Below are 26,818 nucleotides of genomic sequence, written 5' to 3' on the forward strand. Positions count from 1 at the left end.
ACAGTGCCGCGGGCAGTACCGGGGGGACGCACCGCATCTGTAGCAACCTTCCTCCGCATCCGCCGCGCGTCGTCCCCGCACCTGAGCCAACGGAGGAAACACCGCCATGAGTTTCGGCGATCCGAACAACCCCTACGGCGCGCCGCAGGGCCAGCAGCAGGGCTACGGCTATCCCCAGCAGCAGCCCGGTTACGGCTACCCGCAGGCCCCGCCCGCCGGATACCCCGGCGCCCCGGTGCCGACGTCCATGCCCAGCACCGTCAGCACGGCTCGCGTCCTGCTGTGGGTCATCGTGGGCCTGCAGGTCCTCGGTGTGGCGCTGTTCGCCTTCAGCGCCGTCGGCGTCGAGGCCGCCAAGAACGACGAGACGCTCCGCAACGACGCCTCGTTCCAGCAGCTGGCGGACTACTCCTCCGGCATGCTGTGGGGCATGGCGCTGTTCGCCGTCGCCTGGGGTGTGTTCGCGCTGGTCCTGGCGCTGAAGTTCCGCACCGGCGGCAACGGCGTGCGCATCACGACCATGGTGTTCGGCATCATCACCGCGATCCTCGGCATCTACCCGTTCATCCTGGTCGGCCTGATCCACACCGTGCTCGCCGTCCTCGTGGCCGTGTTCGTCGGCAACTCGAACGGCAGCGCCTGGTTCAACCGCCCGCGCTACTGAGCGTCCCCGCGGACGCCCGCGCACGAAGGGTCTCGCACCCTTGACACCCGAGGGCCGTGTCCCACCCTTGCGAGGGGGACACGGCCCTGGTGCGTCCGCGCCGGCGGGTGCGCGAGCGGGTCCTCAGTGGAAGAAGTGCCGCGTCCCCGTGAAGTACATCGTCACGCCCGCCTTGCGCGCGGCCTCCACGACCTGCTCGTCACGGACCGAACCGCCGGGCTGCACCACGGCCTTGACGCCCGCCTCGGTGAGGATCTCCAGCCCGTCCGGGAACGGGAAGAAGGCGTCGGAGGCCGCGTAGGACCCCTGCGCCCGCTCGGCGCCGGCCCGCTCGACCGCCAGCTTCGCGGAGTCGACCCGGTTGACCTGCCCCATGCCGACGCCGACCGAGGCGCCGTCCTTGGCCAGCAGGATCGCGTTGGACTTGACCGCCCGGCAGGCCCGCCAGGCGAACGCCAGCTCGCGCAGTTCCCCGGCGCTCAGCGCGTCACCGGTCGCCAGCGTCCAGCCCGCGGGGTCGTCGCCCTCGGCCTGGAGGCGGTCGGTGACCTGGAGCAGGGTGCCGCCGTCGACGGCCGTGACCTCGACCGGGTTCGACGGCCCCTCGGGGCAGCGCAGCACCCGGATGTTCTTCTTCTTGGTGAGGGCCTCCAGCGCGCCCTCCTCGTAGTCGGGCGCGACGACGACCTCGGTGAAGATCTCCGCGACCTGCTCGGCCATCTCCTTGCTGACCGGGCGGTTCACCGCGATGACGCCGCCGAACGCGGACAGCGGGTCGCAGGCGTGCGCCTTGCGGTGCGCCTCGGCGACGTCGGCGCCGATCGCGATGCCGCACGGGTTGGCGTGCTTGATGATCGCGACGCACGGCTCGTCGTGGTCGTACGCGGCACGGCGGGCGGCATCCGTGTCCGTGTAGTTGTTGTAGGACATCTCCTTGCCGTGCAGCTGCTCCGCCTCGGCCAGGCCGCCGCCGGTGCCGTCCACGTAGAGCGCCGCGGGCTGGTGGGGGTTCTCGCCGTAGCGGAGGGTGTCCTTGCGCTCCCAGGTGGCGCCGAGGAAGTCCGGGAAGCGGGACTCGTCGACGGGCGCGTACTCGCTCGCGAACCAGGAGGCCACCGCCACGTCGTACGCCGCCGTGTGCTGGAAGGCCTCCGCGGCGAGCCGCTTGCGGGTGGCGAGGTCGAAGCCGCCGTCGCGCACCGCGGCCAGGACGTCGCCGTAGCGGGCCGGGCTGGTGACGACGGCCACGGACGGGTGGTTCTTGGCCGCGGCGCGCACCATGGAGGGGCCGCCGATGTCGATCTGCTCGACGCACTCGTCGGGGCTCGCGCCGGAGGCGACGGTCTCACGGAACGGGTAGAGGTTGACCACGACCAGGTCGAACGGCTCGACGCCGAGCTCCTGGAGCTGCCGGCGGTGGTCCTCCAGGCGCAGGTCGGCCAGGATGCCCGCGTGCACCCTCGGGTGCAGCGTCTTGACCCGGCCGTCCAGGCACTCGGGGAAGCCGGTGAGCTCCTCGACCTTGGTGACGGGGACGCCGGCGGCGGCGATGCGGGCGGCGGTGGACCCGGTGGAGACGAGGGCGACACCCGCCTCGTGCAGGCCGCGCGCGAGGTCTTCGAGGCCCGTCTTGTCGTAGACGCTGACGAGCGCCCGGCGAAGGGGCCGCTTGTTGCTCTCGGCGGTCACTGGATAACTACCTTTCGTCCCTCAATGCGATGGCCGTTGCGGGCGAGAAGCCCCACGACCTCGACGAGCAGCCTTCGCTCGACTTCCTTGATGCGCTCGTGCAGCGCGCTCTCGTCGTCCTCGTCCCGGACCTCGACCACGCCCTGAGCGATGATCGGCCCGGTGTCGACGCCGTCGTCGACGAAGTGGACGGTGCAGCCGGTGACCTTGGCGCCGTACGCGAGCGCGTCACGGACGCCGTGGGCGCCGGGAAAACTGGGGAGCAGGGCGGGATGGGTGTTGACGCAGCGCCCGCCGTACCGGGCCAGGAACGCCTTGCCCAGGATCTTCATGAACCCGGCCGAGACGACGAGGTCCGGCTCGTACGCGGCGACGGCGTCGGTGAGGGCGGCGTCCCAGTCCTCGCGGCCGGCGTGGTCCTTGACCCGGCACACGAACGTGGGCAGCCCCGCCCGCTCGGCACGCGCCAGCCCCTCGATCCCGTCGCGGTCCGCCCCTACGGCCACGATCTCGGCACCGTACGCCTCGGCGCCCTCCGTCGCGATCGCGTCCAGCAGCGCCTGGAGATTGGTGCCGGATCCGGAGACCAGCACGACGAGGCGCCTGGCGCTCCTGGCCACGGGCTTGGCGGCCACGGTGGAGCCCTTTCTCGGGGAAGCGTTTGTATGATCGTACGAATGCTTCGGGCCCCCGGATACGGGGAAGCCTACGAAGCGGTCGACCGCCAGCAACGATACCGGCACACCGGACGGCCCCCACGGGACGGGGGCGTGGCCGGGAGGTAGCGTCTGGGACAGCGGTCTCGGGAACGCGGGAGGTGTGCGACGCGTTCTCGGGGGGACGGCTCCCGTCGCGATCCGGTCAGTTCCACAGCCGGATCCAGTCGTGTCCGGTCCAGCAGATCCACTCGTCGCCAGTTTTTCTCAGTTGTTCCCAGTTGTTCCCAGTTGCTTTCCGTTGCTTCCAGTTGTTTGCAGACCTTTCCAGTCGTTTCCAGTCGTTTCCAGTTGAACCGGTTGATTCCAGTTGTTTCCACAAGGGGAAGACGCTCACTTGATGTCGGACCGCAGCCTGCGACTCCTCACGCTCCCCCAGCAGTCGGCGCAGCGCGGGGCGCGCGCCGGCGTGCTGTTGCGGGAGCGCCCCAGCTCGTCGTCCGACGCGACGTCGGGCGACGCCGGCGGCGGCCGGCGGGGCGGTACGGGCCAGGACGACAACCCGTTCGCACCGCCGCCCGAGGGCGCCCCGGACCGTCCGTGGCAGCCGCGGCGACCGTCGGGTGACAACGGCGACTCCTCCTCCGGCCCGGACGGCTCGCGCGGGGACGGCGGACGTCCGGCCTGGGGCAGCCAGTGGAGCGACCGGCAGCCCGGCCGCGCCTCCGGCGGCGGCTTCGGCGACCGGCCCGGGGGCAACAAGCCCGAGGGTTCCGGCGGTCCGGCTCCGGGCATGCGCTGGGACCCCACCGACCCCGCACAGCGCCGGGCGCGCTACGCGCTGCTCGGAGGCATGTGGGCCTTCTTCTTCGCACTGTTCAGCTGGACCTACGTGGCACTGCTGCTCGGCGCGCTGTCGCTGTACTGGGGCATCAGCGCCCTGCGCGCCAAGCCGCCCACGCCGTCGCCCGACACACCGGCCGCCGCGACGCCGGCCCGGCCGCAGACCGCGGCCGCGGTGAGCGGTCTGGTCACGGCGTCGCTGGCGATCGCGCTCGTCGGCGCGGCCTTCACGGCGCAGCTGGTGTACCGGGACTACTACACGTGCACCAGCGACGCCCTCACCAACGAGGCACGGCAGGCGTGCAGCACGCTGCTGCCGGAGCAGCTGCGGAATGTGCTCGGGGCCAACGCCTAGGCACGTCCCTGGCGGTTCTCGGAGTACGGCTTCGTGAGGTCGACGGGCGCCCGGACGCCGGGCTGCTCCGCCGGCATCACCGTCTCCGGCACCACCGTCTCCGGCTCCACCGTCTCCGGCTCCACCACCTCCGGCTCCGCCTCGGTCTTCGCGGAGATTGCGCGCAACGCCGCCCAGCGGGCCTCGCGGGCGGCGTCGTCGTGGGGCCAGGGGGGCGGGGCGCCGAGGGGGAGGGGTTCGTACGCCGTGTACGTGTCGGCGTCGTCGTAGGCGTCCCCCTCGTCGTAGGTGTCGACTTCGTCGTCGGCGTCGTCGTCCGGGTCGCCGTCCTCGTGCGGGATCGCGTCGTCGTGGGTGTCGGTGACGGCGGTCTCGTCCGCGTCGCCGTCCGTGCGGTCCGGGGTGCTCGTGTCGTGACTGACGACCGCGGCGGGGGTCTCCGGTGCCGGCGCTTCGAGGACCTCGGGGGCGGAGGCTTCGACGACCTCGGACGCGGCGGCTTCCTCGGCTCTCAGGTCTCGTCGGTCTCGCATGCCTTGCAGGTCTCGCAGGTCTCGCAGGTCTTCGAGGTCGGGGAACGACGGGCGCGACGCCGGGACGTGGAGCAGCTCGGGGTCCGCGTCGTCCGCCACTGTGCCGACGGCCGTCTTCGCCATCCCCCCGGACAGCACGCCCGCCATGAGCCGCTGCCCGCTCCCGGTGGCAGAGACCGCCTGGTCCGAGCCGGCCCTTTCCCGGCACCCCCACCACCGCACCACCAGCGCGACGGGCACCGCCACCACCGTCACCCACACCAGGGCCGCCGGACCCACCTGCCACCACACCGGTCCGAACCGGCTCAGCGCGCCCACCCCGAGGGACCCGCCCGCCAGCCCGGCCAGCAAGGCCGACAACGCCCCGCACAGCACCGCCGCCATTCCGGTGCACCCCGCCGTTCGCCCCCGCGACCAAGGCCGGGCGCCGGACCCCTCCCCCGCCCGCACGGCGGACCGGCCCGTGAACCACCCCACGGTCACCCCGGCCGCCGCGGGCACCGCGACGACCGCCCACTGCGGTGCCGTCATGGCGCCGGCCCCCGGCACCGCCGCCAGCAGCGGGAACTGCGGCAGGAGAGGCGCCGAGCCCGAGGCCAACGGCCCGGCCATGTGATCGGCGCTCAGCGCGAAGCCGGGTCCGAGGGCGTAGGCCGCGCCCCACACCGCGGCGTTCGGCACCAGCGCGAGGCACAGCAACAGCACCGCGAACCGCCCCGACCAGCCCTCCGTCAGCTGCGCGAAGGCCACCCGGGCGGCCGGTCCGTGCCACACCAGCGACACCGCCACCAGCAGCGCCCCGCCCCCGGCCAGCACCGCGACTCCGGCCGTCGCGGCCCGCGCCGCGGCTGCGAGCCGTTCCTCGTTGCGCGGGCCGGCAAACACCCCGCGCAGCGGCCCCAGCAGGTTCAGCAGCCGGTCCACCGGCCGACGCGGACGCCCGTTCGCCGTCCACACCCCCGCCCCCGCCGCGACCACCGCGACGAGCGGCACGCACACCGCCGTCCCTCTCCAGTCCGGCCGCAGCACACCCCCCGCCGTGTAGGCCGCCGCAGCCGCCCCGACGGTGAGATAGCCGAGCACCACCCCGGCCCAGGCCGTACGCCCGGCGACCAGGGGAGCCGGCCCGTCCCCCGCGAAGGCCCCGTCCACCGCGTCCCGGGCCGCCCGGTGCACCAGCCACACCGGGAGGGCGAGCAGCAGCATCGGGGTGAGCCCCACCGGGGCGGGGACGCCGGTCAGGGTGTCGGTGCGCACGAGCTCCGCGCCGTGCGCCAGCAGCCACAGCGCCGCGGCCACGTGCAGCGCGCCGCCGGGCCCGCTGTCGGGATACGGGGAGCTGATCCACAGCGCCATCACCAGCACGGCGAACGAGCCCAGCCCCAGCCCCGCCGCCACCATGCCGCTGAACAGGCAGGGGGCGAACCCGGGGGACCGGCGGCGCATCCGGGTGAGGCGGGGAGGGAGCGGCGTACGGCGGTCGGTCATCAGGATCACGACGGCCATGCTCCCAACGACACGCGCTTTCCCGGCGCAACAGGCGAACCACCGATGTGTCGCTCAATATGTGCTTATGTGTTTTTTCGTACGAAGGGGCGAACCGTGACACAGAGCCCTGCAACCCCGCTCCCCCCACCCAAGGAGCGCCGACGCCTGCGGCAGAACGCCTCCCTGACGCAGACTCAGGTGGCGGTCCGGCTGGGCGTTTCCAAGGCGACGGTGCGTGCGTGGGAGACCGGTCGCACCACGCCCGACGGCGAGAAGGCGGAGGCGTACGCCCAACTGCTCGCCTCCCTCACGTCCCGCACGGACGAGCCGGTCCACCAGGGCGACAGGCCGGCCGTGGCGACCGCGGCCGCCGCCACCGCCACCGCCACCGCCACCGCCGTACGAACCGCCGGACCCACGGCCGACACCGAGCGCCTGCCCGTGACGGACGCCGGTCCCGATCCGCACCCCCCGCCCAAACCGGAACCGGCCGCCGAACCCCTGACGCCCGCTCAGGCATTCGACGCGCTCTACGCGTTCTGCGCACCCGGCCTCGTCCGGCAGACGTATGTGCTCACCGGGCGGCGCGAACTGGCGCGCGAGTCGGTCGAGCGGGCCTTCCAACTCGCCTGGCAGCGCTGGCCCGAGGTGGCCGTCGACCGGGACCCCGCGGGCTGGGTGCGGGCGGCGGCGTACGAGTACGCGCTCTCCCCGTGGCACCGCTACCGGCGCCGCCACCGCCAACCGGAGCCACCACCGACCGACCTGCGCGACCGCACCCTGATGAACGTCATCCTGCAACTCCCCCCGCCCTACCGCCGCACCCTCCTCCTCTACGACGGTGTGGGCCTCGATCTGCCGGAGACTGCGGCGGAGACGGAGGCGACCACCCCGGCGACGGCCAACCGTCTGCTGTACGCCCGCGAGGCCGTCGCCTCCCGGCTGCCCGACCTCGCCGACCCCGCACACCTGCAGCGGCGGCTCGGCGAACTGGCGACCACGGAGCGGTTGCGCGCGGCCCGGCCCCTCGCGGTCCGCACCGGCGGGGAGCGCCGGGCGCAGTTCTGGACCCGGGCCGCCATCGCCTTCACGGTCACCCTGATCGGCGCGACGGCCCTGACCCTGCGGACGGCCCCGACCCAGTACGAGCCGCCCGTGGCCCCCGGTGAGACCGTGCGGGGCGTGCCCCCGCGGGCCGCGCCGGGCCCGCTGTCGTACGCCCAGCTGGAGCTGCGCCAGAAGCTGCGGCAGGCCGCGGCGAGCGGGCCCGAGCGGCTGATCCCGGAGGCGAGATGAACAGGTGAGCGCATGCGGAAGGGCCCGCTCCCGCGGCCGGACGGCCGGGGTGCGGGCCCTGCTGCTGCGCGCCGCGGCCGGTTGCCCCGCGCGCCGCGCCCTGCTGGGTGGCGGTCAGCCGGCGAGGATCTCGCGGGCCAGCTTCGCGGTCTCGGTCGGGGTCTTGCCGACCTTGACGCCCGCGGCCTCCAGGGCCTCCTTCTTCGCCTGGGCGGTGCCCGACGAACCGGAGACGATGGCGCCCGCGTGGCCCATGGTCTTGCCCTCGGGGGCGGTGAAGCCCGCGACGTAGCCGACGACCGGCTTGGTCACGTTCTCCTTGATGAAGGCCGCGGCCCGCTCCTCGGCGTCGCCACCGATCTCACCGATCATCACGATCAGGTCGGTGTCGGGGTCGTCCTGGAAGGCGGCCAGCGCGTCGATGTGCGTGGTGCCGATGATCGGGTCGCCACCGATGCCGACGGCGGTGGAGAAGCCGATGTCACGCAGCTCGTACATCATCTGGTACGTCAGCGTGCCGGACTTCGAGACCAGGCCGATACGGCCCGGCTTGGTGATGTCGCCCGGGATGATGCCGACGTTGGACTGGCCCGGGGTGATGATGCCGGGGCAGTTCGGGCCGATGATGCGGGTCTTGTTGCCCTTCTTGCCGGCGTACGCCCAGAAGGACGCCGAGTCGTGCACGGCGATGCCCTCGGTGATCACGACGGCCAGCGGGATCTCGGCGTCGATCGCCTCGACGACCGCGTCCTTGGTGAACTTCTCCGGCACGAAGATGACGGAGACGTTCGCGCCGGTCTTCTCGATGGCCTCCTTGACGGTCCCGAACACGGGTACCTCGGTGCCGTCGAAGTCCACGGACTGACCCGCCTTGCGCGGGTTCACGCCGCCCACGACGTGGGTGCCGTCGCCGAGCATGAGCTTGGTGTGCTTCATGCCGGTGGCGCCGGTCATGCCCTGGACGATGACCTTGCTGTCCTTGTTGAGCCAGATAGCCATGGTGTGTTGTGTCCTCGTCCTGAGTGCTTACTTGGCGGCGTGAGCCAGCTCGGCGGCCTTGTCGGCCGCCCCGTCCATGGTGTCGACGCGCTGGACCAGCGGGTGGTTGGCGTCGGTGAGGATCTGCCGGCCGAGCTCGGCGTTGTTGCCGTCGAGACGGACGACCAGCGGCTTGGTGACGTTCTCACCGCGGTCCTCGAGCAGCTTCAGGGCCTGGACGATGCCGTTGGCGACCTCGTCACAGGCGGTGATGCCACCGAAGACGTTGACGAAGACGGACTTGACGTCCGGGTCGCCGAGGATGATCTCCAGACCGTTGGCCATGACCTGGGCCGAGGCGCCACCGCCGATGTCCAGGAAGTTGGCCGGCTTGACGTTGCCGTGCTTCTCACCGGCGTACGCGACGACGTCCAGGGTGCTCATCACGAGACCCGCGCCGTTGCCGATGATGCCGACCTCGCCGTCGAGCTTGACGTAGTTGAGGTTCTTCTCCTTGGCAGCGGCCTCGAGCGGGTTGGCCGCGGCCTTGTCGTGGAGCTCGTCCCAGTCGTGGCGGAACTCGGCGTTGTCGTCCAGCGACACCTTGCCGTCGAGGGCGATGACGTCCCCGGAGGCGACCTTGGCCAGCGGGTTCACCTCGACGAGGAGGGCGTCCGACTTGATGAAGGTGTCCCACAGCGTGACCAGGACGTTGACGACCTTGTCCGCGACCTCGGCCGGGAACTTGGCGGCCTCGACGATCTCCCGGGCCTTGGCCTCGTCCACGCCGTCGATGGCGTCGATCGCGATCTTGGCGACGGCCTCGGGGCGGGTGGCCGCCACCTCCTCGATCTCCATGCCGCCCTCGACGGAGGCGATGGAGAGGAAGGTGCGGTTGGCACGGTCGAGGAGGAAGGAGACGTAGTACTCCTCGAGGATCTCCGGAGCGGTCTCGGCGATCATGACCTTGTGGACCGTGTGGCCCTTGATGTCCATGCCGAGAATGTCCGTCGCGCGGGCGACGGCCTCGTCCGGGGTGGCGGCCAGCTTCACACCACCGGCCTTGCCGCGGCCACCGACCTTCACCTGCGCCTTGACGACGGACTTGCCGCCGAGCCGCTCGGTGATCTCGCGCGCCGCCTCAGGCGTGTCGATGACTTCACCGGCCAGCACCGGTACATCGTGCTTGGCGAAGAGGTCCCTCGCCTGGTACTCGAACAGGTCCACGCGCTTCCGTCCCTATCAGTGATCTCGCGGTTCGTTGGATGCGTGGGCGTGCCGCGAAGGGCAACGTGACGACCGCATGTGTCACAGGGGAAGCGCACACGGTGTCCGAGCGCGCGGCATGTCCGTCTCGCAGGTTATCTCTGCTTGCGGGAGGCCTCTAAATCGCGGGTCACATGTGAGCGGTGATACCTGTCACATGATGCCGGAATTGCTGGCACGGGGTGCCGCGGAGGGGGGAGGGGGAAGGGCGTCGCGGTGCGCGCCCCGGAGCCGGCTCAGGGCCTCACCGGGCTGGGGTTGACCCGGTGAGGCCCCTTGAGCTGCCCCGATGAGGGACCCGAGGGTCCTCCTCGAGGGCTTCGGTTCGGCGATCCCCACCCCAATGGGGACCGCCGAACCCCGACCGCAGGGCTTCCGTCCGGGCGAGCCGACGGTTTCGGCCGCCCGCGCCGGGTGCCTGCGGGGTCGGGTCGCACGCCTGGGGTGGCGTGCGGGTCATGGGGGGCGCGCGAGGGGCGCCTCGGCGGGGGTCTGCACGGCGCGCCGGCCTGAACCCCGCCGTGACTGACGGCCGCGCCTCGGCCGGCCAAGGGAAGAGGGAGGCGGCAGGGCACGAGGGCCGCAGGGGCGCGGAGGACGACAGCGGGCGACGGGGGCGACAGGGCGGCCTCGTCGGCCACGCCACGCGCGCGAGACCAGGGGTGTCGCTAGCCAGGGAGAACGAGGACGTCCCGGTGCCGGTCCCGCGTCCGGCCCGCCTCGACGCGCGCGACCGGCCCCGGCACGAGCCACAACGGCGTGCGCCTGCTCACCGTCACCGCGTGCGCGTCGCCGTGCCGGGGCGCCCCGCCGTCCGCCGACGACCGGCTGGCCAGCACCCCACGCCCACCACCGGGCGGCGCCGGACGCACAGGCGTGTACCGCGCCCCGCCGTCCGCACGCTGCCCGACCTCTCCCTGGTGCACGGCGGCGCCCTCTCCCTGGTGCACCGCGGCGCCCGCACCGCCGAACGCCGACACGGCACCCGGCCCATGAGCAGCCGACCCCGCACGGGCATCCGTCCGTGGAGCCTCGGTCCTGGGGAGGGGCAACGTCTGCCCCGGAGGCACGGAGACGCCGGGCGGCTCGAACGCGACGGGCAGCTCGGGAACCCCGGGAAGCTCCGGCACCTCGGGGAGGGCGGGGAGTACGGGGGCTACGGGGAGGACGGGGAGAGCAGGAAGGGTGGGCAAGCCGGGAAGGGCGGGCAGGCCCAGGCCAGGAAGAACGGGAAGAACGGGAAGAGCGGGGCGTGCGGGGCCGTCGGCGAGCTCGGGCAGACGAGGCAGGTCCAGCGCGTCAGTCACATCGGACACGTCAGGTGCGCCTACCGCGTCGGACAGGTCAGCCACGTCGGCCGGGTCAGCCACGTCGGCCGGGTCAGCCGCGTCGGACGGATCAGCCACGTCGGATGCGTCAGGTGCGCCAGGGGAAGAGGGCGCCTGCGGCGCCGAAGGCCGCGAGGGCGACCCCGGTCGCGAAGGCGCCCCGGACGAAGCCGACGCCTTGCCCACAACCCGCCCGGCACTCTCGACCACAGGTCGCGCAACGCCCTCGACCACAGGCTGGACCGACTCCGCGGCCACCGGCGCGACCACCCGATCCCATGCCCCCGAGCCCGGAGCGCGTTCAGCCGCGTCCGCCCGCTCGCCGCACAAGACCCCCAGCACGAACAACCCACCCACCAGCAGGACCACGGGCAGCGCACGCCGCCGCGCCGCCCCGCGCACCACACGCGGGACGGCGCCGGACAGCGCGGCTGACCAGATCAAGAGGGGGAGGAACCTCCCGTGCGGCGGAACAAGTCACGCGTCGACGGCTACACGTCGACGACAACGCGGTACGGGCAAGCGGAGCCACCGCACCGCTGATGCGGCGTCGATCCTCGCTGTGACTCCCGAGGTTGCGCAAGCCCTGCGTTACCGATGGGTAGTCATGTCCCTTTTCGGAGGCCCCTCACGCGGCTCCCACCCGCTCCCCACCCGTCCCTCACCCAGCCGTCACGCGGTGTCCGGTATCGGCAGCGGCCGCTTCTCGATCGCCGCCGCCATCACCTCCGGAAACAGATCCGGCGTACAGGCGAAGGCCGGCGCCCCGAGCGCCGCCAGCGCGGCCGCGTGCTCCCGGTCGTACGCGGGCGCCCCCTCGTCGGACAGCGCCAGCAGCGTCACGAACTGCACCCCCGCCCCCTTCATCGCCGCCACCCTCTTCAGCATCTCGTTCCGAATCCCCCCTTCATAGAGATCGCTGATCAGCACGACCACCGTCTCCGCGGGCCGCGTGATCTGCGACTGGCAGTACGCGAGCGCGCGGTTGATGTCGGTACCGCCGCCGAGCTGCGTGCCGAAGAGCACGTCCACCGGGTCGTCAAGCTGGTCGGTGAGGTCGACGACCGCCGTGTCGAACACCACGAGTCGCGTGTTGATCGTCCGCATGGAGGCGAGCACCGCCCCGAACACCGACGCGTACACCACCGAAGCCGCCATGGATCCCGACTGATCGATACAGAGGATGACCTCCTTCTTGACTGACTGGGACGCCCGCCCGTAACCGATCAGCCGCTCCGGGACGACCGTTCCGTACTCGGGCAGGTAGTGCTTGAGGTTGGCCGCGATCGTGCGGTTCCAGTCGATGTCGTGGTGGTGCGGCCGGCTGATGCGCGCGCTCCGGTCGAGCGCGCCGCTGAGGGTGGCCCGCGTCCGGGTGGCGAGCCGCTTCTCCAGGTCCTCGACGACCTTGCGCACGACGGCCCGTGCCGTCTCCTTCGTCGTCTCCGGCATCGCCTTGTTCAGCGACAGCAGCGTGCCGACGAGGTGTACGTCGGCCTCCACGGCCTCCAGCATCTCTGGCTCCAGCAGCAGCGCCGACAGCCCCAGCCGGTCGATCGCGTCCCGCTGCATCACCTGTACGACGGACGACGGGAAGTACCTCCGGATATCCCCGAGCCAGCGCGCCACGGACGGCGCGGAGGCTCCCAGCCCGGCCGAACGCTCCTTGCCCGTCCGTGGCTTGTCCCCTTTTCCGTAGAGCGCGCCCAGCGCCTCGTCCATCGCGGCGTCCCGCCCGCCGAGCGCACACCCGGTGCCGTCCGCCGCGTCACCGCCGAGCACCAGCCGCCACCGACGCAACCGCTCCCGCGCGGCGTCGTCCGCCTCCGCCCCCACCAGGGCCCCCACAGTCATCCGGCCTCCTCCCCACGCACCCCACAGATCCCGCGCACTACACGGGTCCCGCGCACCACACGAATCCCACGGATCCTGCGGATCCCCTTCATGACGCCACCCCCACGAGTGCCGCGCCCCCCTCCGGTCCCGTCACTTCATCCAGGCCCAGCAGCAGCCGCACCACCGGCAGCACGGCATCGGCCCGCTCGGCGTCCAGGCCCCTGCCGAAGCCCGGTGCCGCTCCTCCACCCGCTTCCGCGCTGCCGCGTCGTCCCGGCCCGCGCCGCACCAACTCGCCCAGCGTCCTGCGGACCCCCGGCTCGTACGCCGAGAAGGTGCGCCGCAGCAGCGGCAGCACATCCGTGAACGCCTCCGCCGGCACCCCGGTCAGCCAACCGTCGACCAGCCCCAACAGCCGCTCGTCGTGCACCAGCAGCATTCCGCCGCCGCCCCCGCCGACGAACCCCTCGATCCACGCGGCCGCGTCCCCCGGGGGCGTCCCCCGCGACAGCACCAGCCCCATCAGCCGCGCCGCCTCGTCCTGCGCCAGCTCCCCGTCGTCCAGCAGCAGGCGCACCGCGCGTCCCCGGATCACGCCGGGCACGGTGTCCCGCGCGGAGAGCACCCGCAGCACCGCGTGCCACCGGCCGCGCAGGTCGGCGTGGACCGCCGCCGGTACCTCACCGAGCAGCCCCACCGCCGTGTGCACCGCGTCCAGATGACGCCGCATCTCCTCGGCCGCGTCCATGTCGAGCGCGGCACAGGCGGGCGGCAGCCCGACGAAGATCCGCTCCGCGAGGCCCGCGGCGACCTCGGCGAGTGCGCCGGTGTCCGTGGCCCGCACGTCGCCGTAGCGCAGCGAGCGCACCAGCGCCGGCAGCGCCTGCGCGAGATGGCCGACGTCGGTGTCGAGTGCCGCCCTGTCGGCGAGGATCCGCATCACCACCGGGAGCGCGTCCGGCAGTTCGGCCAGCAGGCACCGCTCGGCGAGGCCGGTGACCTCGGCGAGGCCCTGTGCCGTCGTGGCGTCGGTCTCCGTCTTGGCCGTCGCCGCGGCCGCCACGGTCGTCCCCCAGACCCCCGCCTCGGCCACCCGCACCGACAGCTCGGGCTCCCAGCGCAGCCGCCAGGTCTCCCGGAACGTCCCCGTGCTGCCCCGCGACGTCGCGGGCTCGCCCCACGTCACGCCCAGCAGCCGCAGCCGATGCAGCAGCCTGCTGCGCCCGGCGTCGGTCTCCTTGCGCAGATCGAGCTCCAGCTCCCGCTCCAACGCCTCCGGCTTCAGCCGCAACCGTCTTTGCAGCCGGGCGAGATCCCGCTGCAGCGGCATCGCGGGCGCCGCGTCCGGCACCTCGCCCAGGACGTCCCCCACCACCAGCCGGTCGTGCACCAGCGCGAGCGGCACGTCGGACCCCTCGCACATCACCGCCCGCACCGCGTCCGTGGTCTCACCGAGTCCGGCCAGCGGGCGCCCGCGCATCGCGGCGAGCGTCTCCGCCAGCCGTACCGCCTCGATGACGTGCGCCGAGGAGACGCTCCGGTCCTCGTCCCGCAGCAGCCCCGCGACCTTCGTCATCCATCGCTCGACGGGCCGGTCCGGGGCCGAGAACAGGTGCCCGTACCACCCGGGCGAGTCGATCCCCGCGCCGTAGCCGCCGGCCCTCGCGAGTCGGCGATTCGTCCACGGCACCCATGTCATGTCGACCTTGACCTTGGGCAGCCCCTTCACCAGGGCGCGGTCGGCCGCGACCGTGGGCCTCTGCCGCAGCGCGGGGACGTGCCACGCCCCGCACACCACAGCGACACCGCCCTCGAACTCCCGCTGTGCCGTCCGCACCTGGAGCCGCATGTAGGCCTCCCGGACCAGGTCCCGGTCGTGTCCCCCGCTCCCGTACACCTCCCGCAGCGCCCCCATCGCCTCCTCGACCACGGTGAACGGAGCGAACGCGTCACCCGCGCCGAGCCCTCGATGCTCGACGACGTCCTCCCACCAGCGCTCGGCGTCGTCGTAGCCGGCGGCCTCGGCGAGCACGCCGATCGGGTCGATCCTCACGCCCTCCCGAGCTCCGGTGTCGGGATCGTCACCGGCACCCGCATCCGCATCCGCCTCCGCATGGGCCGCCGGGGCGTCGGACTCCGCCTCGGGCCCGCTCCCCCACACCAGCGTGTGTGTGGCCGGCAGGTCGATGAAGCGGGCCGGGACGTCGTGCTCCAGGGCCCACCGGATCGCGACCCACTCCGGGGAGAACTCGGCCAGCGGCCAGAACGCCGAACGGCCGGGCTCGTCCACGGCATGGGCGAGCAGCGCGACCGGCGGCCGCATCTCCTCGTCGCCCGCCAGCTCGATCAGCGCATCGGCCTCGGGCGGACCCTCGATCAGCACGACCCGCGGCCGGGCCGCGTCCAGCGCCGCCCGTACGGCCCGAGCCGACCCCGGCCCGTGATGCCGTACGCCGAGCAGCAGCGGCTCGGCGCCGGACCATCCGCCGCCCGCGTCCTCAACACCCGTCACGCCGTCCCCCTCGCCTCCGAGGCCACCCCAGGTCGTCGTCCTCACCCACGGCGCCACACCTCCTCGCGACCGCCGTCCGCCCTCCTCCGACGCTCATGCGCTCACCTCACGGCAGGCCCGGTAGAAGTCCTTCCAGCCGTCCCGCTCGCGCACGACCGCCTCCAGGTACTCCTGCCACACGACCCGGTCGGCCGCCGGATCCCGGACCACCGCGCCGAGGATGCCCGCGGCGACGTCGCTCGGCCGGAGCACGCCGTCCCCGAAGTGGGCGGCGAGCGCCAGGCCGTTGGTGACGACGGAGATCGCCTCCGCGGTCGAGAGGGTGCCGCTGGGCGACTTCACCTTCGTACGGCCGTCGGCCGTGATCCCGTCCCGCAGCTCCCGGAAGACCGTCACCACCCGCCGGATCTCGTCGACGCCTTCGGGCACGGCCGGCAGGTCGAGGGAGCGGCCGAGCTGGTCGACACGGCGAGAGACGATGTCGACCTCGGCCTCGACGCTGTCCGGCAGCGGCAGCACCACGGTGTTGAAGCGGCGGCGCAGCGCGCTGGACAGCTCGTTGACCCCGCGGTCACGGTCGTTGGCCGTGGCGATCAGGTTGAAGCCCCGGACGGCCTGCACCTCCTGCCCCAGCTCCGGTATCGGCAGCGTCTTCTCCGACAGGATCGTGATGAGCGTGTCCTGCACGTCGGCCGGGATCCGGGTCAGCTCCTCGACCCGGGCGGTCATCCCCTCGGCCATGGCCCGCATGACGGGGCTGGGTACCAGGGCGTCGCGGCTCGGACCGTGGGCGAGCAGCTGCGCGTAGTTCCAGCCGTAGCGGATCGCCTCCTCCGGGGTGCCGGCGGTGCCCTGGACCAGCAGGGTCGAGTCGCCGCTGACCGCCGCGGCCAGGTGCTCGGAGACCCAGGTCTTCGCGGTGCCTGGCACACCGAGCAGCAGCAGGGCACGGTCGGTGGCGAGCGTGGTGACGGCGACCTCGACGATGCGGCGCGGGCCCACGTACTTCGGTGTGATCACTGTGCCGTCGGGCAGGGTGCCGCCCAGCAGGTACGTGGCGACCGACCACGGCGACAGCTTCCAACGGGCCGGGCGCGGCCGGTCGTCCTGCGCGGCCAGCGCGGCGAGCTCCCCCGCGAAGGCGTCCTCGGCATGCGGTCGCAGCGCCTGGGTCTCTTGCTCGGGCGTGGTCTCGGTCAGCTCGACGGATGTCGTTTCCACGGACACAGACATGGCTGAGTCCCCCTCCAGCTCGGCCGGTTCGGATCTGGCATCCACGTTGCACCACACCACTGACAATGCGCTCTGACCCGCACGAACGCACTCGCGGGGTCGATTGTCAGTGGGGGGATCTACCGTCGAAGACATGACTCAGCAGGGGGTGCGCTGGACCGCGGATCAGGTGCTGGCACTGGCGCCTGACGCCACGTCACGCAAGGCGGGAAGCAAACTCGGAGCGGCCGGGCCGTGGTCCGAGACGGGGAGTTCCGAGGAGGGGACGGTATGGGGACTGTGCAAGGGCAGCGGCAGCAAGCCGTACCAGACGGTCATCGACATCGCGGACGCGACCGGCCCCGCGTACAAGTGCAGTTGCCCGAGCCGCAAGTTCCCGTGCAAGCACGCGCTCGGGCTGCTGCTGCTCTGGTCGGGCGACGACGGCGCGGTGCCGCCGGGCCAGGCGCCGGACTGGGCGGAGCAGTGGATCGCCGGCAGACGGGAACGCGCCGCGGAGAAGCGGACGTCGGGCACCGCGGCTTCTCCTGCCGCCGCAGCTGATCCGGAGGCCGCCCGGCGCCGGGCCGAACGCCGCGCCGAGCGGATCACGGCGGGTGCGACCGAGCTGGAGCAGCGTCTGACGGACCTGCTGCGCGGCGGCCTGGCCGCTGCCGAGCAGGCGGGGTACGGGCTGTGGGAGGAGACCGCGGCCCGCATGGTCGACGCCCAGGCACCCGGGCTGGCATCTCGGGTACGGGAGTTGGGCGCGGTTCCGGGGTCGGGACCGGGCTGGCCGGTGCGGCTGCTGGAGGAGTGCGCGCTCCTCCACCTTCTCGACCAGGGCTGGCTGCGTCGCGACCGGTTGCCGGAGCCCCTGGCGGCGACGGTCCGCTCCCGGATCGGCTTGCCCGCCGCGGCGGACGGCCCGCCGGTGCGCGACCGCTGGCTGGTCCTCGCCCAGTACGACACGGCGGACACGCGGCTGACGACGCGTCGGATCTGGCTGCACGGCGTGGAGTCCGACCGCACCGCCCTTCTCCTCTCCTACGGGGTGGCGGGCCGCGCTCCGGAGCTCGCGCTGCCGGTCGGCCTGGCCCTGGAGGCGGAGGTGTCCGCCTACCCGGGGGCGGGTCAGGCGCGGGCGGCCCTCGGCGAACGGTTCGCTCCACCGGCACCGGCGGCGGTACGACCCGGGGGCGTGACGACCGCCGAGGCCGCCGCCCGCTACGGGGAGGCCCTGCGTGCCGACCCCTGGCTCGACTCGGTTCCGGTGACCCTGGAGCGCGTCATACCGACCCCGGACGGCGACTCCTGGCAACTGGCGGACGCCGACGAGGACGCCGCACTGCCCCTCACGCCGGCCGCCCGCTCCCGCGCCGGCCTCTGGCGGCTCGTCGCCCTCTCGGGCGGAGCGCCCGTCAAGGTCTTCGGCGAGTGCGGACATCAGGGCTTCACCCCGCTGACCGCTTGGGCGGGGGACGAGGGAGCGGCGGTAACGCTGTGCTGACCGCTCCCCTCCCCTCCCCATCGGACCCGAGAGGACTCTCGTGAACAGGACCACGATCCCGGTGACCCCACCGGCCCCGGGCATCACAGCCGACGACGGACGGACGAGCACCACCGGCGACCACGGTCGCGCAGGTGAAACCCAGCACCACGGACACGTGAGCGCCACCCTCTGGGAGGACCTGGTCACCACCGCCCTGCTGGGCACGGACCGCCGCACCCCGCCGCCAGCTGTCTCCACGCCGGACCGCGAAGCACCGGTGGCGCTGCTGGACGCCGCCGCCGCGGAGACCGTACGCCGCAGGGCCGGCCTGCGTCCCGCGCGACCGGCACCCCGGCCGGAACCCGCCCCGGAAGACCCGCGTCCACCGCTCCCCGCCGCCGCGGCCCGCAGACTCGCCCTGCTGCTGGCCGACCGTCCTGGCGTGTCCGGCGGGGGCCGCCGAGGCACGGCGCCGGATCTCATGGAGCTGTTGCCCCAGTGGCTCGCGCTGGCCAACGCCCACCACTACGCGGCACCCCCGGAAGCGCTGCCGGCCCTGCTGGACGCGGCGCGCGGCAGAACGGACCTCCGCCCCGCCGCCCTGGCCTTCGCGGGCCCGCGCGCGCTGTGGCTGGCGCGACTGAACCAGGAGTGGCGTTTCGCCCTGCGCGCGACCCCGGGCGGAGGCACCGCGCTGCCGCACCTTGAGGACACGGCGAAGGTGCAACAGCTCTGGCAGGAGGGGCTGTTCGCGGAGCGGGTCTCGCTCCTGGGCGCACTGCGCGCCCAGGCACCCGCCACCGCGCGGGAGCTGCTCGCGTCGACCTGGTCGACGGAACGGGCCGAGGACCGCCTGATGTTCCTCGACTCCCTGCGCAAGAAGCTCACCGCCGAGGACGAGCCGTTCCTGGAGCAGGCCCTGGCCGACCGCAGCCGCAACGTACGGGCGACCGCGGCGGAGCTGCTCTCCGCACTCCCCGGTTCGGCGCTCGCCGCGCGGATGGCGGTCCGGGCCGGTGCCTGCGTGGCCGTGGACCACACGGGCGCGGACCGGGCGGGGGACGCGCCGTCGCTCACCGTCGAGGCGCCGCACGAATGCGACGCGGGCATGGAACGCGACGGCGTGATCGCCAAGGCACCGGCGGGCCGGGGTGAGCGCTCCTGGTGGTTCGGGCAGCTGGTGGAGGCGGCGCCGCTCGCGACCTGGCGGGAACGGCTGGGCGGCCGTACGCCCGAGGAGATCGTGGCACTCCCCGTGGCCGACGACTGGCAGACCGAGCTGCACGCCGCGTGGTGCCGGGCGGCGGTCAGACAGCGCGATGCCGCCTGGTCCCGCGCCCTGCTCGGCGCGCCCTCGGCCCCGGAGGCGGGCGGCCCCGGCGCGGTCTCGCTGGCCGAGCGGGCCAAGCTGCTGGACACCCTGGGGGCCGGGCCGCGGGCCGACTGGGTAGCGGAATTCATCGCCGCACACGGCCTGTCCGAGGCGTTCCAACTGCTGGGCGTCTGCGCGGTGCCGTGGTCCGCTCCCCTGGGACGGGCGGTCGTCGACGCCCTCGACATCGCGCGGGACGCGGGGAGTTATCCCTGGAGCTTCAGCGGGGTGATGGGTTTGGCGGAGCGCTGCCTCGACCCGTCCGAGGCCAGCCGTCTCGACGGCCTGCTGGCGATACCCGAGGAGGCGGAGAACGCGTCACCGGGAGCGGGCGGCTACTGGGCAGAGGCCTTCCAGCGCCTGGTGACGACCCTGCGGCTGCGGGCCGCGCTGGCCGCCGAGCTGAGTCCCTGACCCGCCCCGCGAGGGATCCCAGCCGCCACCCCCGCCTCCCCCACCATCCGAACGGCCCCATCACTCGAACGGCCCCATCAACCCGGACCGACCGCACATCAGGGACCCACCGGCCCCGCCGAGGCACCGCCCCGGCGATCACGGAAACGAGGCACGTACGGATCCCCGACCCGCCCCCGCCCCACCCCCGTCACCCGAATGGAGCAACCGACCAGAACCACACCTCAGTGCCCCGAAAACACCCCGCCCCGGCGGCCCGGCGAACTGCGGCGCACGAACACCCCACCCCGCCCCACCAGGGCAGACCTCACGCCTCCGCGGGCTGGCGCACGTTCGCCCGGACCCATTCCACGATGGAGGCGGTCGTCGCGCCGGGCGTGAAGATCGCGGCGACACCCTTCTCCTTCAGCGGAGCGATGTCCCCCTCGGGAATGATCCCGCCGCCGAAGACCAGGATGTCCTCCGCCTCACGTTCCTTGAGGAGGTCGATCACGGCGGCGAACAGCGTGTTGTGCGCCCCGGACAGGATCGACAGCCCGATGGCGTCGGCGTCCTCCTGGATCGCGGTGTCGACGATCTGCTCGGGCGTCTGGTGCAGGCCGGTGTAGATGACCTCCATACCGGCGTCGCGCAGCGCCCGCGCGATCACCTTGGCCCCGCGATCGTGACCGTCGAGCCCCGGCTTGGCCACCACCACGCGGATCGGACCGGCTGCCACACCCATCACTGCCTCCATGAAGCGAATACATCCATCCGTACCGACAAGTACCGCACAGATCCCTGATGCCCGTACGCGTGGCGCGCCACCCGCGCCGAGGGCCCCGGCGCGTGCCGGCGGGCCCCACCTCCACCGAGGAAGTGAACGAACGTTATCGCTAGCAGCCCATCACCGGCAGTTTTACGATGTGGACCGAGGGGGAAATCACATAGTGGGACACATTCGTACGCGCGGAGTTCAGGCACCCCGCGCAACGGGAGCCGCAACGAGGCGCCCCACCCCCGCGCCGCGAGCCGCGCGCCGCGGACGGTGAGGCACATCGACGCAGGTACGAAGGGCATCAACGGCACGTAGCGCAGGCCACACAATCCATCACCGAGATCCCATCAGCCTCACCGCACTCAAGAGGCCTCACGCAAAGGCACAGCGCAGAACAACAGCAGACAGGCGGCAGCGACCGCACAGCGCGCGACCCGCCGCCGGAGCACCGGGACAACTGAACCTGCACATCCGTTCCACCCCCGCACCAACCCGTATCCCGCGCAGATCCCGAACCACCCAGCGCCCCGCGCCCACCCTTCGCGCCCCGTCGATCATCGATCCTCCACCGCGACTCCCACGGACGCACACGACGGACAGAGACGTCCACCGTGTGCCGACGGGAGGTCGGCCATGAAGGTCACGCAGGTCACCAGGGCTCTGCAGCCCTTTGAACCGCTCTACCGCCAGCTGCTCCCGATCCCGGGCAGCCTCGCGGGACTGTCCATGGCCCTGCTGAAAGCCACCGCCCTGGAGATCGCGATCCTGGCCGGGCACCTGATCCTGTACCCCTCCGGCATCATCCAGGAGCGCCGCGCGCCGGCCGTCCGGCTCCCCGTCCCCGAGGGCGCCGCCCAGCTCCCCACGGACAGCAAGCCCCCGGTCGTCCTGCTGCACGGCTTCATCGACAACCGGTCGGTCTTCCTGCTCCTGCGCCGCTCCCTGGCCCAGCACGGCAGGGACCAGGTCGTCTCCCTGAACTACTCCCCGCTGACCTGCGACATCCGCACGGCCGCCAAACTGCTCGGCCGGCACATAGAGGAGATCTGCGAGCGCACCGACAGCGACCAGGTGGACATCGTGGGCCACAGCCTGGGTGGGCTGATAGCCCGCTACTACGTGCAGCGGCTCGCCGGTGACGCCCGCGTCCGCACGCTCGTCACGCTCGGTACGCCGCACTCCGGGACGCGGGTCGCGCCGCTGGCGAACGCGCACCCCATAGTGCGCCAGATGCGCCCCGGCTCCACCGTCCTCGACGAGCTGGCGCTGCCCACGCCCGGCTGCCGTACGCGGTTCGTGAGTTTCTGGAGCGACCTCGACCACCTGATGGACCCGCTGGAAGCGGCCTGCCTGGACCATCCCGACCTGCTGTCGCAGAACGTCCGGGTCACCGGCATCGGCCACCTGGCGCTTCCCGTGCACCCCGCCGTCGCATCCGGCATACGCCAGGCCCTCGACGGCACGTACGACGGTCCCGCGCAGGACACCGAGCCTTCCGCCCCCGCCACCGCCCACGACGGTGGTCTCACCGTGGCCTGACGGATCCCCCGCCGGTGTCCGTCCCGTCGCCCACGCGTCACCCGTCGGCCCCTGGCCGTCGTTCTCCGGACACCTGACGGCCACCGGGCAGCAGGGCCAACTCACCACCTCGGCACAGCCATCGACGTCGAACATTCTTCGAACACAGCCCCAAAGCCGTGCCCACAGTCCCCCGAAACACGGCCGAATGCCCGTTTCCTGCGCGCGCGAAACCTGCAGAAGATTGTCGTGCCCGCGTACCGCCGGGTACAGTCGCCGCACTGCTCTGCCAGCCCCTGTTGTCGAGGCGAAAGAGAAGTTGGTGAACGACCGTCACCCGTCGGGGTCCATGACCACCCCGGCTCCGGCTTCCGAAGCCGCCTCGGCGCACTACGCGTCGTACGCCCCGGAAGCCCAGTACGGCGACTTCACCCCATATGCCGCCTACCCCGCCGCCGAATTCGGTGTCGGCGGCCACCCCGCTCCGCACGCCCCGACCGCCACCACGACCTTCGAGGCCGACCCCCTCTTCGGGGTCCTCACGGGAAGCGGTCACGGCACCGGCACGTACGACGCGACGCAGTGGTCCACCGGCGGCCACCACACGGTCGGCTACGACCCTTACGCGGCCCAGCACCCGACCGCCTACGAGACCGGCGCCTACGACGCCACCGCCTGGACCGGCGGAGACCACCAGCAGCTCCCCCTCATCCCGCCGCAGGCCGGCTCGGTCGACGCCAGCGGTCAGTGGGACGCGAGCGCGTGGCTCCAGCCCGAACAGGGCGGCCCCGCCGACCCGACCCAGCAGTGGGCGTGGGGCACGCAGGTCTTCGACACCGGCGCCTACGACGCCACGCAGTGGAACTCCGACGGCGGCGGGCGCGGCAGCGGGCACACCGAGGACTTCGAGCAGCACTCGGAGGCGTTCGAGCAGCACGCCGAGGCCTTCCACCACCCGACCGAGTCGTTCCCCCAGCAGTCGGACCCGCTGTCCCAGCAGGCGGAGTCGTTCCCTCAGCAGGCCGGCTCGTTCGACCCGCACATCGGTGAATTCGACCCGCACACCGGGGAGTTCACCCAGCAGAACAACGACTTCGAGCAGCACGCGGTCCCCTTCGACCAGCTGGCGACCGCGACGTTCGAGCAGGTCGACCCCGGTGAAGCCGGCCACGGCCGGGCGGACGGCACCGGCGAAGGGCCCGATGCCCCTGTCCTTCTCGACGACCAGGAGGAGGTCACCCCTCTCCCGGCGGGCCGTGCGGCCGGTCGCAGCGGGTCCCGCTCCCGTCGTCGTTCGCCCGCCAAGCGGTCCGCGCTGCTGACGGTCGCCGTGCCCTCGGCGTGCGTGATGGGCGTGGCGGGTATCGCCGCCGCCTCCGTCGGCACCTTCACCGGGGACGAGCAGGACGCCAGCACGACGACGACGGCCGCGGACGCGCAGGCGGTGAAACCATCCGCCGCCAACAACCAGCTGGACACCCAGCTCGCGAGCCTCACCGCGGAGGCGGACGACTTCGGCGACCGCGTCAGCCGCACGCAGGAACGCATCGACCTCAAGGCGCAGCAGGAGGCCGAGAAGAAGCGCGCGGCGGAGGAGGCGGCCCGCAAGGAGCGGCTGCGCCCGAAGTTCGCGCTGCCGGTCGCACAGCACGGGCTCAGCGCCTACTACGGGCAGTCCGGCATCAACTGGATGTCCGTGCACACCGGCATCGACTTCCCCGTCGCGTACGGCACGACGGTGATGGCCGCGACGGACGGCACGGTCCGCACCGAGTACAACAGCGCGTACGGCAACATGCTGATCGTGACGGCGATGGACGGCACGGAGACGTGGTACTGCCACCTCTCCAGCTACCAGGTCGCCTCCGGTACGACCGTCAAGGCCGGCGACGCGATCGCGTTCTCCGGCAACTCCGGCAACTCGACCGGCCCGCACCTGCACTTCGAGGTGCGCCCCGGCGGCGGCGCGGCGATCGACCCGCTGTCCTGGCTGCGCAGCCACGGGATCGACCCCTCGTAACGCGTCCCGCGCAGCAGGGCGGGGGCTCCGCGACGGACGGCGGAACCCCCGGATCCGGCCCGTGCGGCTACAGCTTCTCCACCGGCGCGTACCGCAGCAGCAACCGCTTCGGCTTGGTGTCCCCGAAGTCGATCGTGGCTTCGGCGTTCGCACCCGTGCCCTTCACCGCGACCACGGTGCCGAGCCCGAACTGGTCGTGCGTGACCCGGTCCCCCACCGCCAGCGCGACGACGGGCTGTTCGGCCGTCCGCCGGGTGGCGAAACCCGACGCGCCGGACGCCGAGGAGCGTGAGCGGGACGAGGACAGGGAGGCCGCCACGGCCGACACCGGGCCCGCGGGGGCGGCGGGGGCGCCCGTGCGCTTCCAGTCCAGGTGCGCTCCCGGGATCTCCTCCAGGAAGCGGGACGGCGGGTTGTACTGCGGCTGGCCCCAGGCGCTGCGCATCACCGACCGGGTGAGGTACAGCCGCTCGCGGGCGCGGGTGATGCCGACGTAGGCGAGCCGCCGTTCCTCCTCCAGTTCCTTGGTCTGGCCGAGGGCGCGCATGTGCGGGAAGACGCCGTCCTCCATGCCGGTGAGGAAGACGACCGGGAACTCCAGTCCCTTGGCGGTGTGCAGCGTCATCAGCGTGATGACGCCGTCGCCGTCCTCCTCGTCGGGGATCTGGTCGGAGTCGGCGACCAGCGCGACCTGCTCAAGGAAGTCGGCCAGCGTCCCGGCCTCGCCCTCCGCGCGCTCCTGCTCGAACTCCAGGGCGACGGCGGCGAGTTCCTGGAGGTTCTCGATCCGGGTCTCGTCCTGGGGGTCGGTGGAGGTCTGCAACTCGGCCAGATAGCCGGTGCGTTCCAGCACGGCCTCCAGGATCGTCGCCGGGCCGACGCCGGAGTCCACGATCGTGCGGAGGTCCTCCATCAGCGTGTTGAACCGCTTGACGGCGTTCGTGGAGCGGGCGGCCATGCCGTACGCCTCGTCGACCCGCTTGAGCGCCTGCGGGAAGCTGATCTTCTCGCGCTGGGAGAGCGCGTCGATCATGGCTTCCGCCCGGTCCCCGATGCCCCGCTTGGGAACGTTGAGGATCCGGCGCAGCGGCACCGAGTCCTCCGGGTTCGCGAGCACCCGCAGGTAGGCCAGGACGTCCCTGACCTCCTTGCGCTCGTAGAAGCGGACGCCGCCGACGACCTTGTAGGGCAGTCCGACGCGGATGAAGATCTCTTCGAAGACACGGGACTGGGCGTTCGTGCGGTAGAAGACCGCGACGTCGCCCGCCTTGGCGTCGCCGGCGTCCGTCAGACGGTCTATCTCGTCGGCGACGAACTGCGCCTCGTCGTGCTCGGAGTCGGCGACGTAGCCGGTGATGCGCGCGCCCGAGCCGGCGTTGGTCCACAGGTTCTTGGGGCGGCGGGACTCGTTGCGCTCGATGACGGCGTTGGCGGCGGAGAGGATCGTCTGCGTGGAGCGGTAGTTCTGCTCCAGCAGGATCGTCGTGGCGTTCGGGTAGTCCTCCTCGAACTGGAGGATGTTGCGGATGGTCGCGCCGCGGAAGGCGTAGATCGACTGGTCCGCGTCGCCCACCACGCACAGTTCGGCGGGCGGCAGCTCGTCCGGGCCGGGCGGTACGTCGACGTCCTCGGGGGCTCGCTCGCCGGTGCCGACGAGCTCGCGCACCAGGGCGTACTGGGCGTGGTTGGTGTCCTGGTACTCGTCGACCAGGACGTGCCGGAAGCGGCGGCGGTAGTGCTCGGCGACGTCCGGGAAGGCGCGGAGCAGGTTGACCGTCGTCATGATCAGGTCGTCGAAGTCGAGGGCGTTGGCCTCGCGCAGGCGTGACTGGTACAGCGCGTAGGCCTGGGCGAGGGTCTTCTCGAAGCCTCCCCCAGACTCCGTCTGGGAGGTGCCCCCAGTGGCCTGGGCGGCGAAGTCCTCCTCGTCGATCAGCTCGTTCTTGAGGTTGCTGATCTTGGCGCTGAAGGACTTGGGCGGGTAGCGCTTGGGGTCGAGGTCCAGGTCGCGGCAGACCAGGGACATCAGGCGCTTGCTGTCGGCGGCGTCGTAGATCGAGAAGGACGACGTGAAACCGAGCTTCTTGGACTCCCGGCGCAGGATGCGCACGCAGGCGCTGTGGAAGGTCATCACCCACATCGCGTTGGCCCGGGGGCCGACCAGTCGCTCGACGCGCTCCTTCATCTCGCCCGCGGCCTTGTTGGTGAAGGTGATCGCGAGGATCTGGCCGGGGTGCACCCCGCGCTCGGCGAGGAGGTGGGCGATGCGGTGGGTGAGGACACGCGTCTTGCCGGAGCCCGCGCCCGCCACGATGAGCAGGGGGGACCCGGCGTGCACGACGGCGGCGCGCTGGTTGTCGTTCAGCCCCTCCAGGAGCGTGGCGGCGTCCAGGGCGGGGCGCGGGGCGCCGTCGCGGTAGTAGGCGTCCCGGTCCGGAGGCGCGTCGAACTTCCCGCCGAACAGATCGTCCGGCAACGACTCCGGAGCGTGATCGTCCTCGGGCGGTGACGGAGGCTCCTCATGGGCCCGTGGGGCCTGGAGGTCCGCCAGGAAGCTGTCGTCAAAGAGGCTGCTCATCGCTCTCCGAG

At 72.5% G+C, this 26,818-nt stretch carries 18 protein-coding genes; 7 read left to right on the plus strand and 11 right to left on the minus strand.

The annotated features are described in order from the left end of the window. The first annotated feature begins 106 nt into the window (after positions 1 to 106). On the plus strand, positions 107 to 664 hold the full coding sequence (locus ACZ7LV_RS22325; protein ID WP_471941582.1) for a hypothetical protein: 558 nt from the start codon (positions 107 to 109) through the stop codon (positions 662 to 664). Positions 665 to 787: 123 nt separating this feature from the next. On the opposite strand, the gene purH is transcribed toward ACZ7LV_RS22325, so the two are convergent. Beyond that, positions 788 to 2,353 (minus strand): bifunctional phosphoribosylaminoimidazolecarboxamide formyltransferase/IMP cyclohydrolase, encoded by a 1,566-nt coding sequence (purH, locus tag ACZ7LV_RS22330; protein WP_471941584.1) that lies wholly within the window; start codon positions 2,351 to 2,353, stop codon positions 788 to 790. Next, positions 2,350 to 2,988 carry a phosphoribosylglycinamide formyltransferase gene (gene purN, locus ACZ7LV_RS22335; RefSeq protein ID WP_471941585.1) on the minus strand — a complete coding sequence of 213 codons (639 nt, stop codon included), beginning with the start codon at positions 2,986 to 2,988 and terminating at the stop codon, positions 2,350 to 2,352. The genes purH and purN overlap by 4 nt, the downstream gene beginning before the upstream one ends. A 421-nt stretch (positions 2,989 to 3,409) precedes the next feature. On the opposite strand from purN, the gene ACZ7LV_RS22340 reads away from it, so the two are divergent. Next, positions 3,410 to 4,207 carry a hypothetical protein gene (locus tag ACZ7LV_RS22340; protein ID WP_471941587.1) on the plus strand — a complete coding sequence of 266 codons (798 nt, stop codon included), beginning with the start codon at positions 3,410 to 3,412 and terminating at the stop codon, positions 4,205 to 4,207. On the opposite strand, the gene ACZ7LV_RS22345 is transcribed toward ACZ7LV_RS22340, so the two are convergent. After that, the gene (locus ACZ7LV_RS22345) at positions 4,204 to 6,246 is read right to left on the minus strand and encodes a cell division protein PerM (protein ID WP_471941589.1); all 2,043 of its coding nucleotides are present in this window, start codon (positions 6,244 to 6,246) and stop codon (positions 4,204 to 4,206) included. The two genes, ACZ7LV_RS22340 and ACZ7LV_RS22345, sit on opposite strands and share 4 nt — an antisense overlap. A gap of 96 nt (positions 6,247 to 6,342) precedes the next feature. Between ACZ7LV_RS22345 and ACZ7LV_RS22350 the strand changes: the two genes are divergently transcribed. Beyond that, the gene (locus ACZ7LV_RS22350; protein ID WP_471941590.1) at positions 6,343 to 7,524 is read left to right on the plus strand and encodes a helix-turn-helix domain-containing protein; all 1,182 of its coding nucleotides are present in this window, start codon (positions 6,343 to 6,345) and stop codon (positions 7,522 to 7,524) included. A 114-nt stretch (positions 7,525 to 7,638) separates the two neighbouring features. On the opposite strand, the gene sucD is transcribed toward ACZ7LV_RS22350, so the two are convergent. The 6 genes from sucD to ACZ7LV_RS22380 form a co-directional block, all read right to left on the minus strand. After that, positions 7,639 to 8,523: a succinate--CoA ligase subunit alpha gene (sucD, locus tag ACZ7LV_RS22355; protein ID WP_365445882.1), complete on the minus strand. Its 885-nt coding sequence runs from the start codon at positions 8,521 to 8,523 to the stop codon at positions 7,639 to 7,641. 27 nt (positions 8,524 to 8,550) lie between these two features. Then, positions 8,551 to 9,729: an ADP-forming succinate--CoA ligase subunit beta gene (gene sucC, locus ACZ7LV_RS22360; protein ID WP_471941592.1), complete on the minus strand. Its 1,179-nt coding sequence runs from the start codon at positions 9,727 to 9,729 to the stop codon at positions 8,551 to 8,553. Between the two features lie 707 nt (positions 9,730 to 10,436). Continuing rightward, the gene (locus ACZ7LV_RS22365) at positions 10,437 to 10,694 is read right to left on the minus strand and encodes a hypothetical protein (protein ID WP_471941593.1); all 258 of its coding nucleotides are present in this window, start codon (positions 10,692 to 10,694) and stop codon (positions 10,437 to 10,439) included. Between the two features lie 1,074 nt (positions 10,695 to 11,768). Then, positions 11,769 to 12,950, minus strand: coding sequence for a VWA domain-containing protein (locus ACZ7LV_RS22370; protein WP_471941595.1), 1,182 nt, complete (start codon positions 12,948 to 12,950; stop codon positions 11,769 to 11,771). An 88-nt stretch (positions 12,951 to 13,038) separates the two neighbouring features. Next, positions 13,039 to 15,444: a DUF5682 family protein gene (locus tag ACZ7LV_RS22375; RefSeq protein ID WP_471941596.1), complete on the minus strand. Its 2,406-nt coding sequence runs from the start codon at positions 15,442 to 15,444 to the stop codon at positions 13,039 to 13,041. A gap of 93 nt (positions 15,445 to 15,537) precedes the next feature. Then, positions 15,538 to 16,677: an ATP-binding protein gene (locus tag ACZ7LV_RS22380; RefSeq protein WP_471941598.1), complete on the minus strand. Its 1,140-nt coding sequence runs from the start codon at positions 16,675 to 16,677 to the stop codon at positions 15,538 to 15,540. A 133-nt stretch (positions 16,678 to 16,810) separates the two neighbouring features. Between ACZ7LV_RS22380 and ACZ7LV_RS22385 the strand changes: the two genes are divergently transcribed. Together ACZ7LV_RS22385 and ACZ7LV_RS22390 are read left to right on the plus strand one after the other, a co-directional pair. Next, positions 16,811 to 18,166 (plus strand): SWIM zinc finger family protein, encoded by a 1,356-nt coding sequence (locus ACZ7LV_RS22385; protein ID WP_471941599.1) that lies wholly within the window; start codon positions 16,811 to 16,813, stop codon positions 18,164 to 18,166. 157 nt (positions 18,167 to 18,323) lie between these two features. Beyond that, the gene (locus ACZ7LV_RS22390; RefSeq protein WP_471941601.1) at positions 18,324 to 19,934 is read left to right on the plus strand and encodes a DUF5691 domain-containing protein; all 1,611 of its coding nucleotides are present in this window, start codon (positions 18,324 to 18,326) and stop codon (positions 19,932 to 19,934) included. Positions 19,935 to 20,241: 307 nt separating this feature from the next. On the opposite strand, the gene ACZ7LV_RS22395 is transcribed toward ACZ7LV_RS22390, so the two are convergent. Beyond that, positions 20,242 to 20,658 carry a cobalamin B12-binding domain-containing protein gene (locus tag ACZ7LV_RS22395; RefSeq protein WP_471941602.1) on the minus strand — a complete coding sequence of 139 codons (417 nt, stop codon included), beginning with the start codon at positions 20,656 to 20,658 and terminating at the stop codon, positions 20,242 to 20,244. 666 nt (positions 20,659 to 21,324) lie between these two features. Between ACZ7LV_RS22395 and ACZ7LV_RS22400 the strand changes: the two genes are divergently transcribed. Continuing rightward, a complete protein-coding gene (locus ACZ7LV_RS22400; RefSeq protein WP_471941603.1) occupies positions 21,325 to 22,230 on the plus strand; it encodes an esterase/lipase family protein in 906 nt (301 codons plus the stop codon). Positions 22,231 to 22,531: 301 nt separating this feature from the next. Further along, the gene (locus ACZ7LV_RS22405) at positions 22,532 to 24,229 is read left to right on the plus strand and encodes a M23 family metallopeptidase (protein ID WP_471941605.1); all 1,698 of its coding nucleotides are present in this window, start codon (positions 22,532 to 22,534) and stop codon (positions 24,227 to 24,229) included. A 67-nt stretch (positions 24,230 to 24,296) separates the two neighbouring features. On the opposite strand, the gene pcrA is transcribed toward ACZ7LV_RS22405, so the two are convergent. Continuing rightward, positions 24,297 to 26,807 carry a DNA helicase PcrA gene (gene pcrA, locus ACZ7LV_RS22410; RefSeq protein ID WP_471941606.1) on the minus strand — a complete coding sequence of 837 codons (2,511 nt, stop codon included), beginning with the start codon at positions 26,805 to 26,807 and terminating at the stop codon, positions 24,297 to 24,299. Positions 26,808 to 26,818: the final 11 nt, after the last annotated feature.

It is taken from the genome of Streptomyces sp. NPDC107562 (assembly GCF_055657325.1).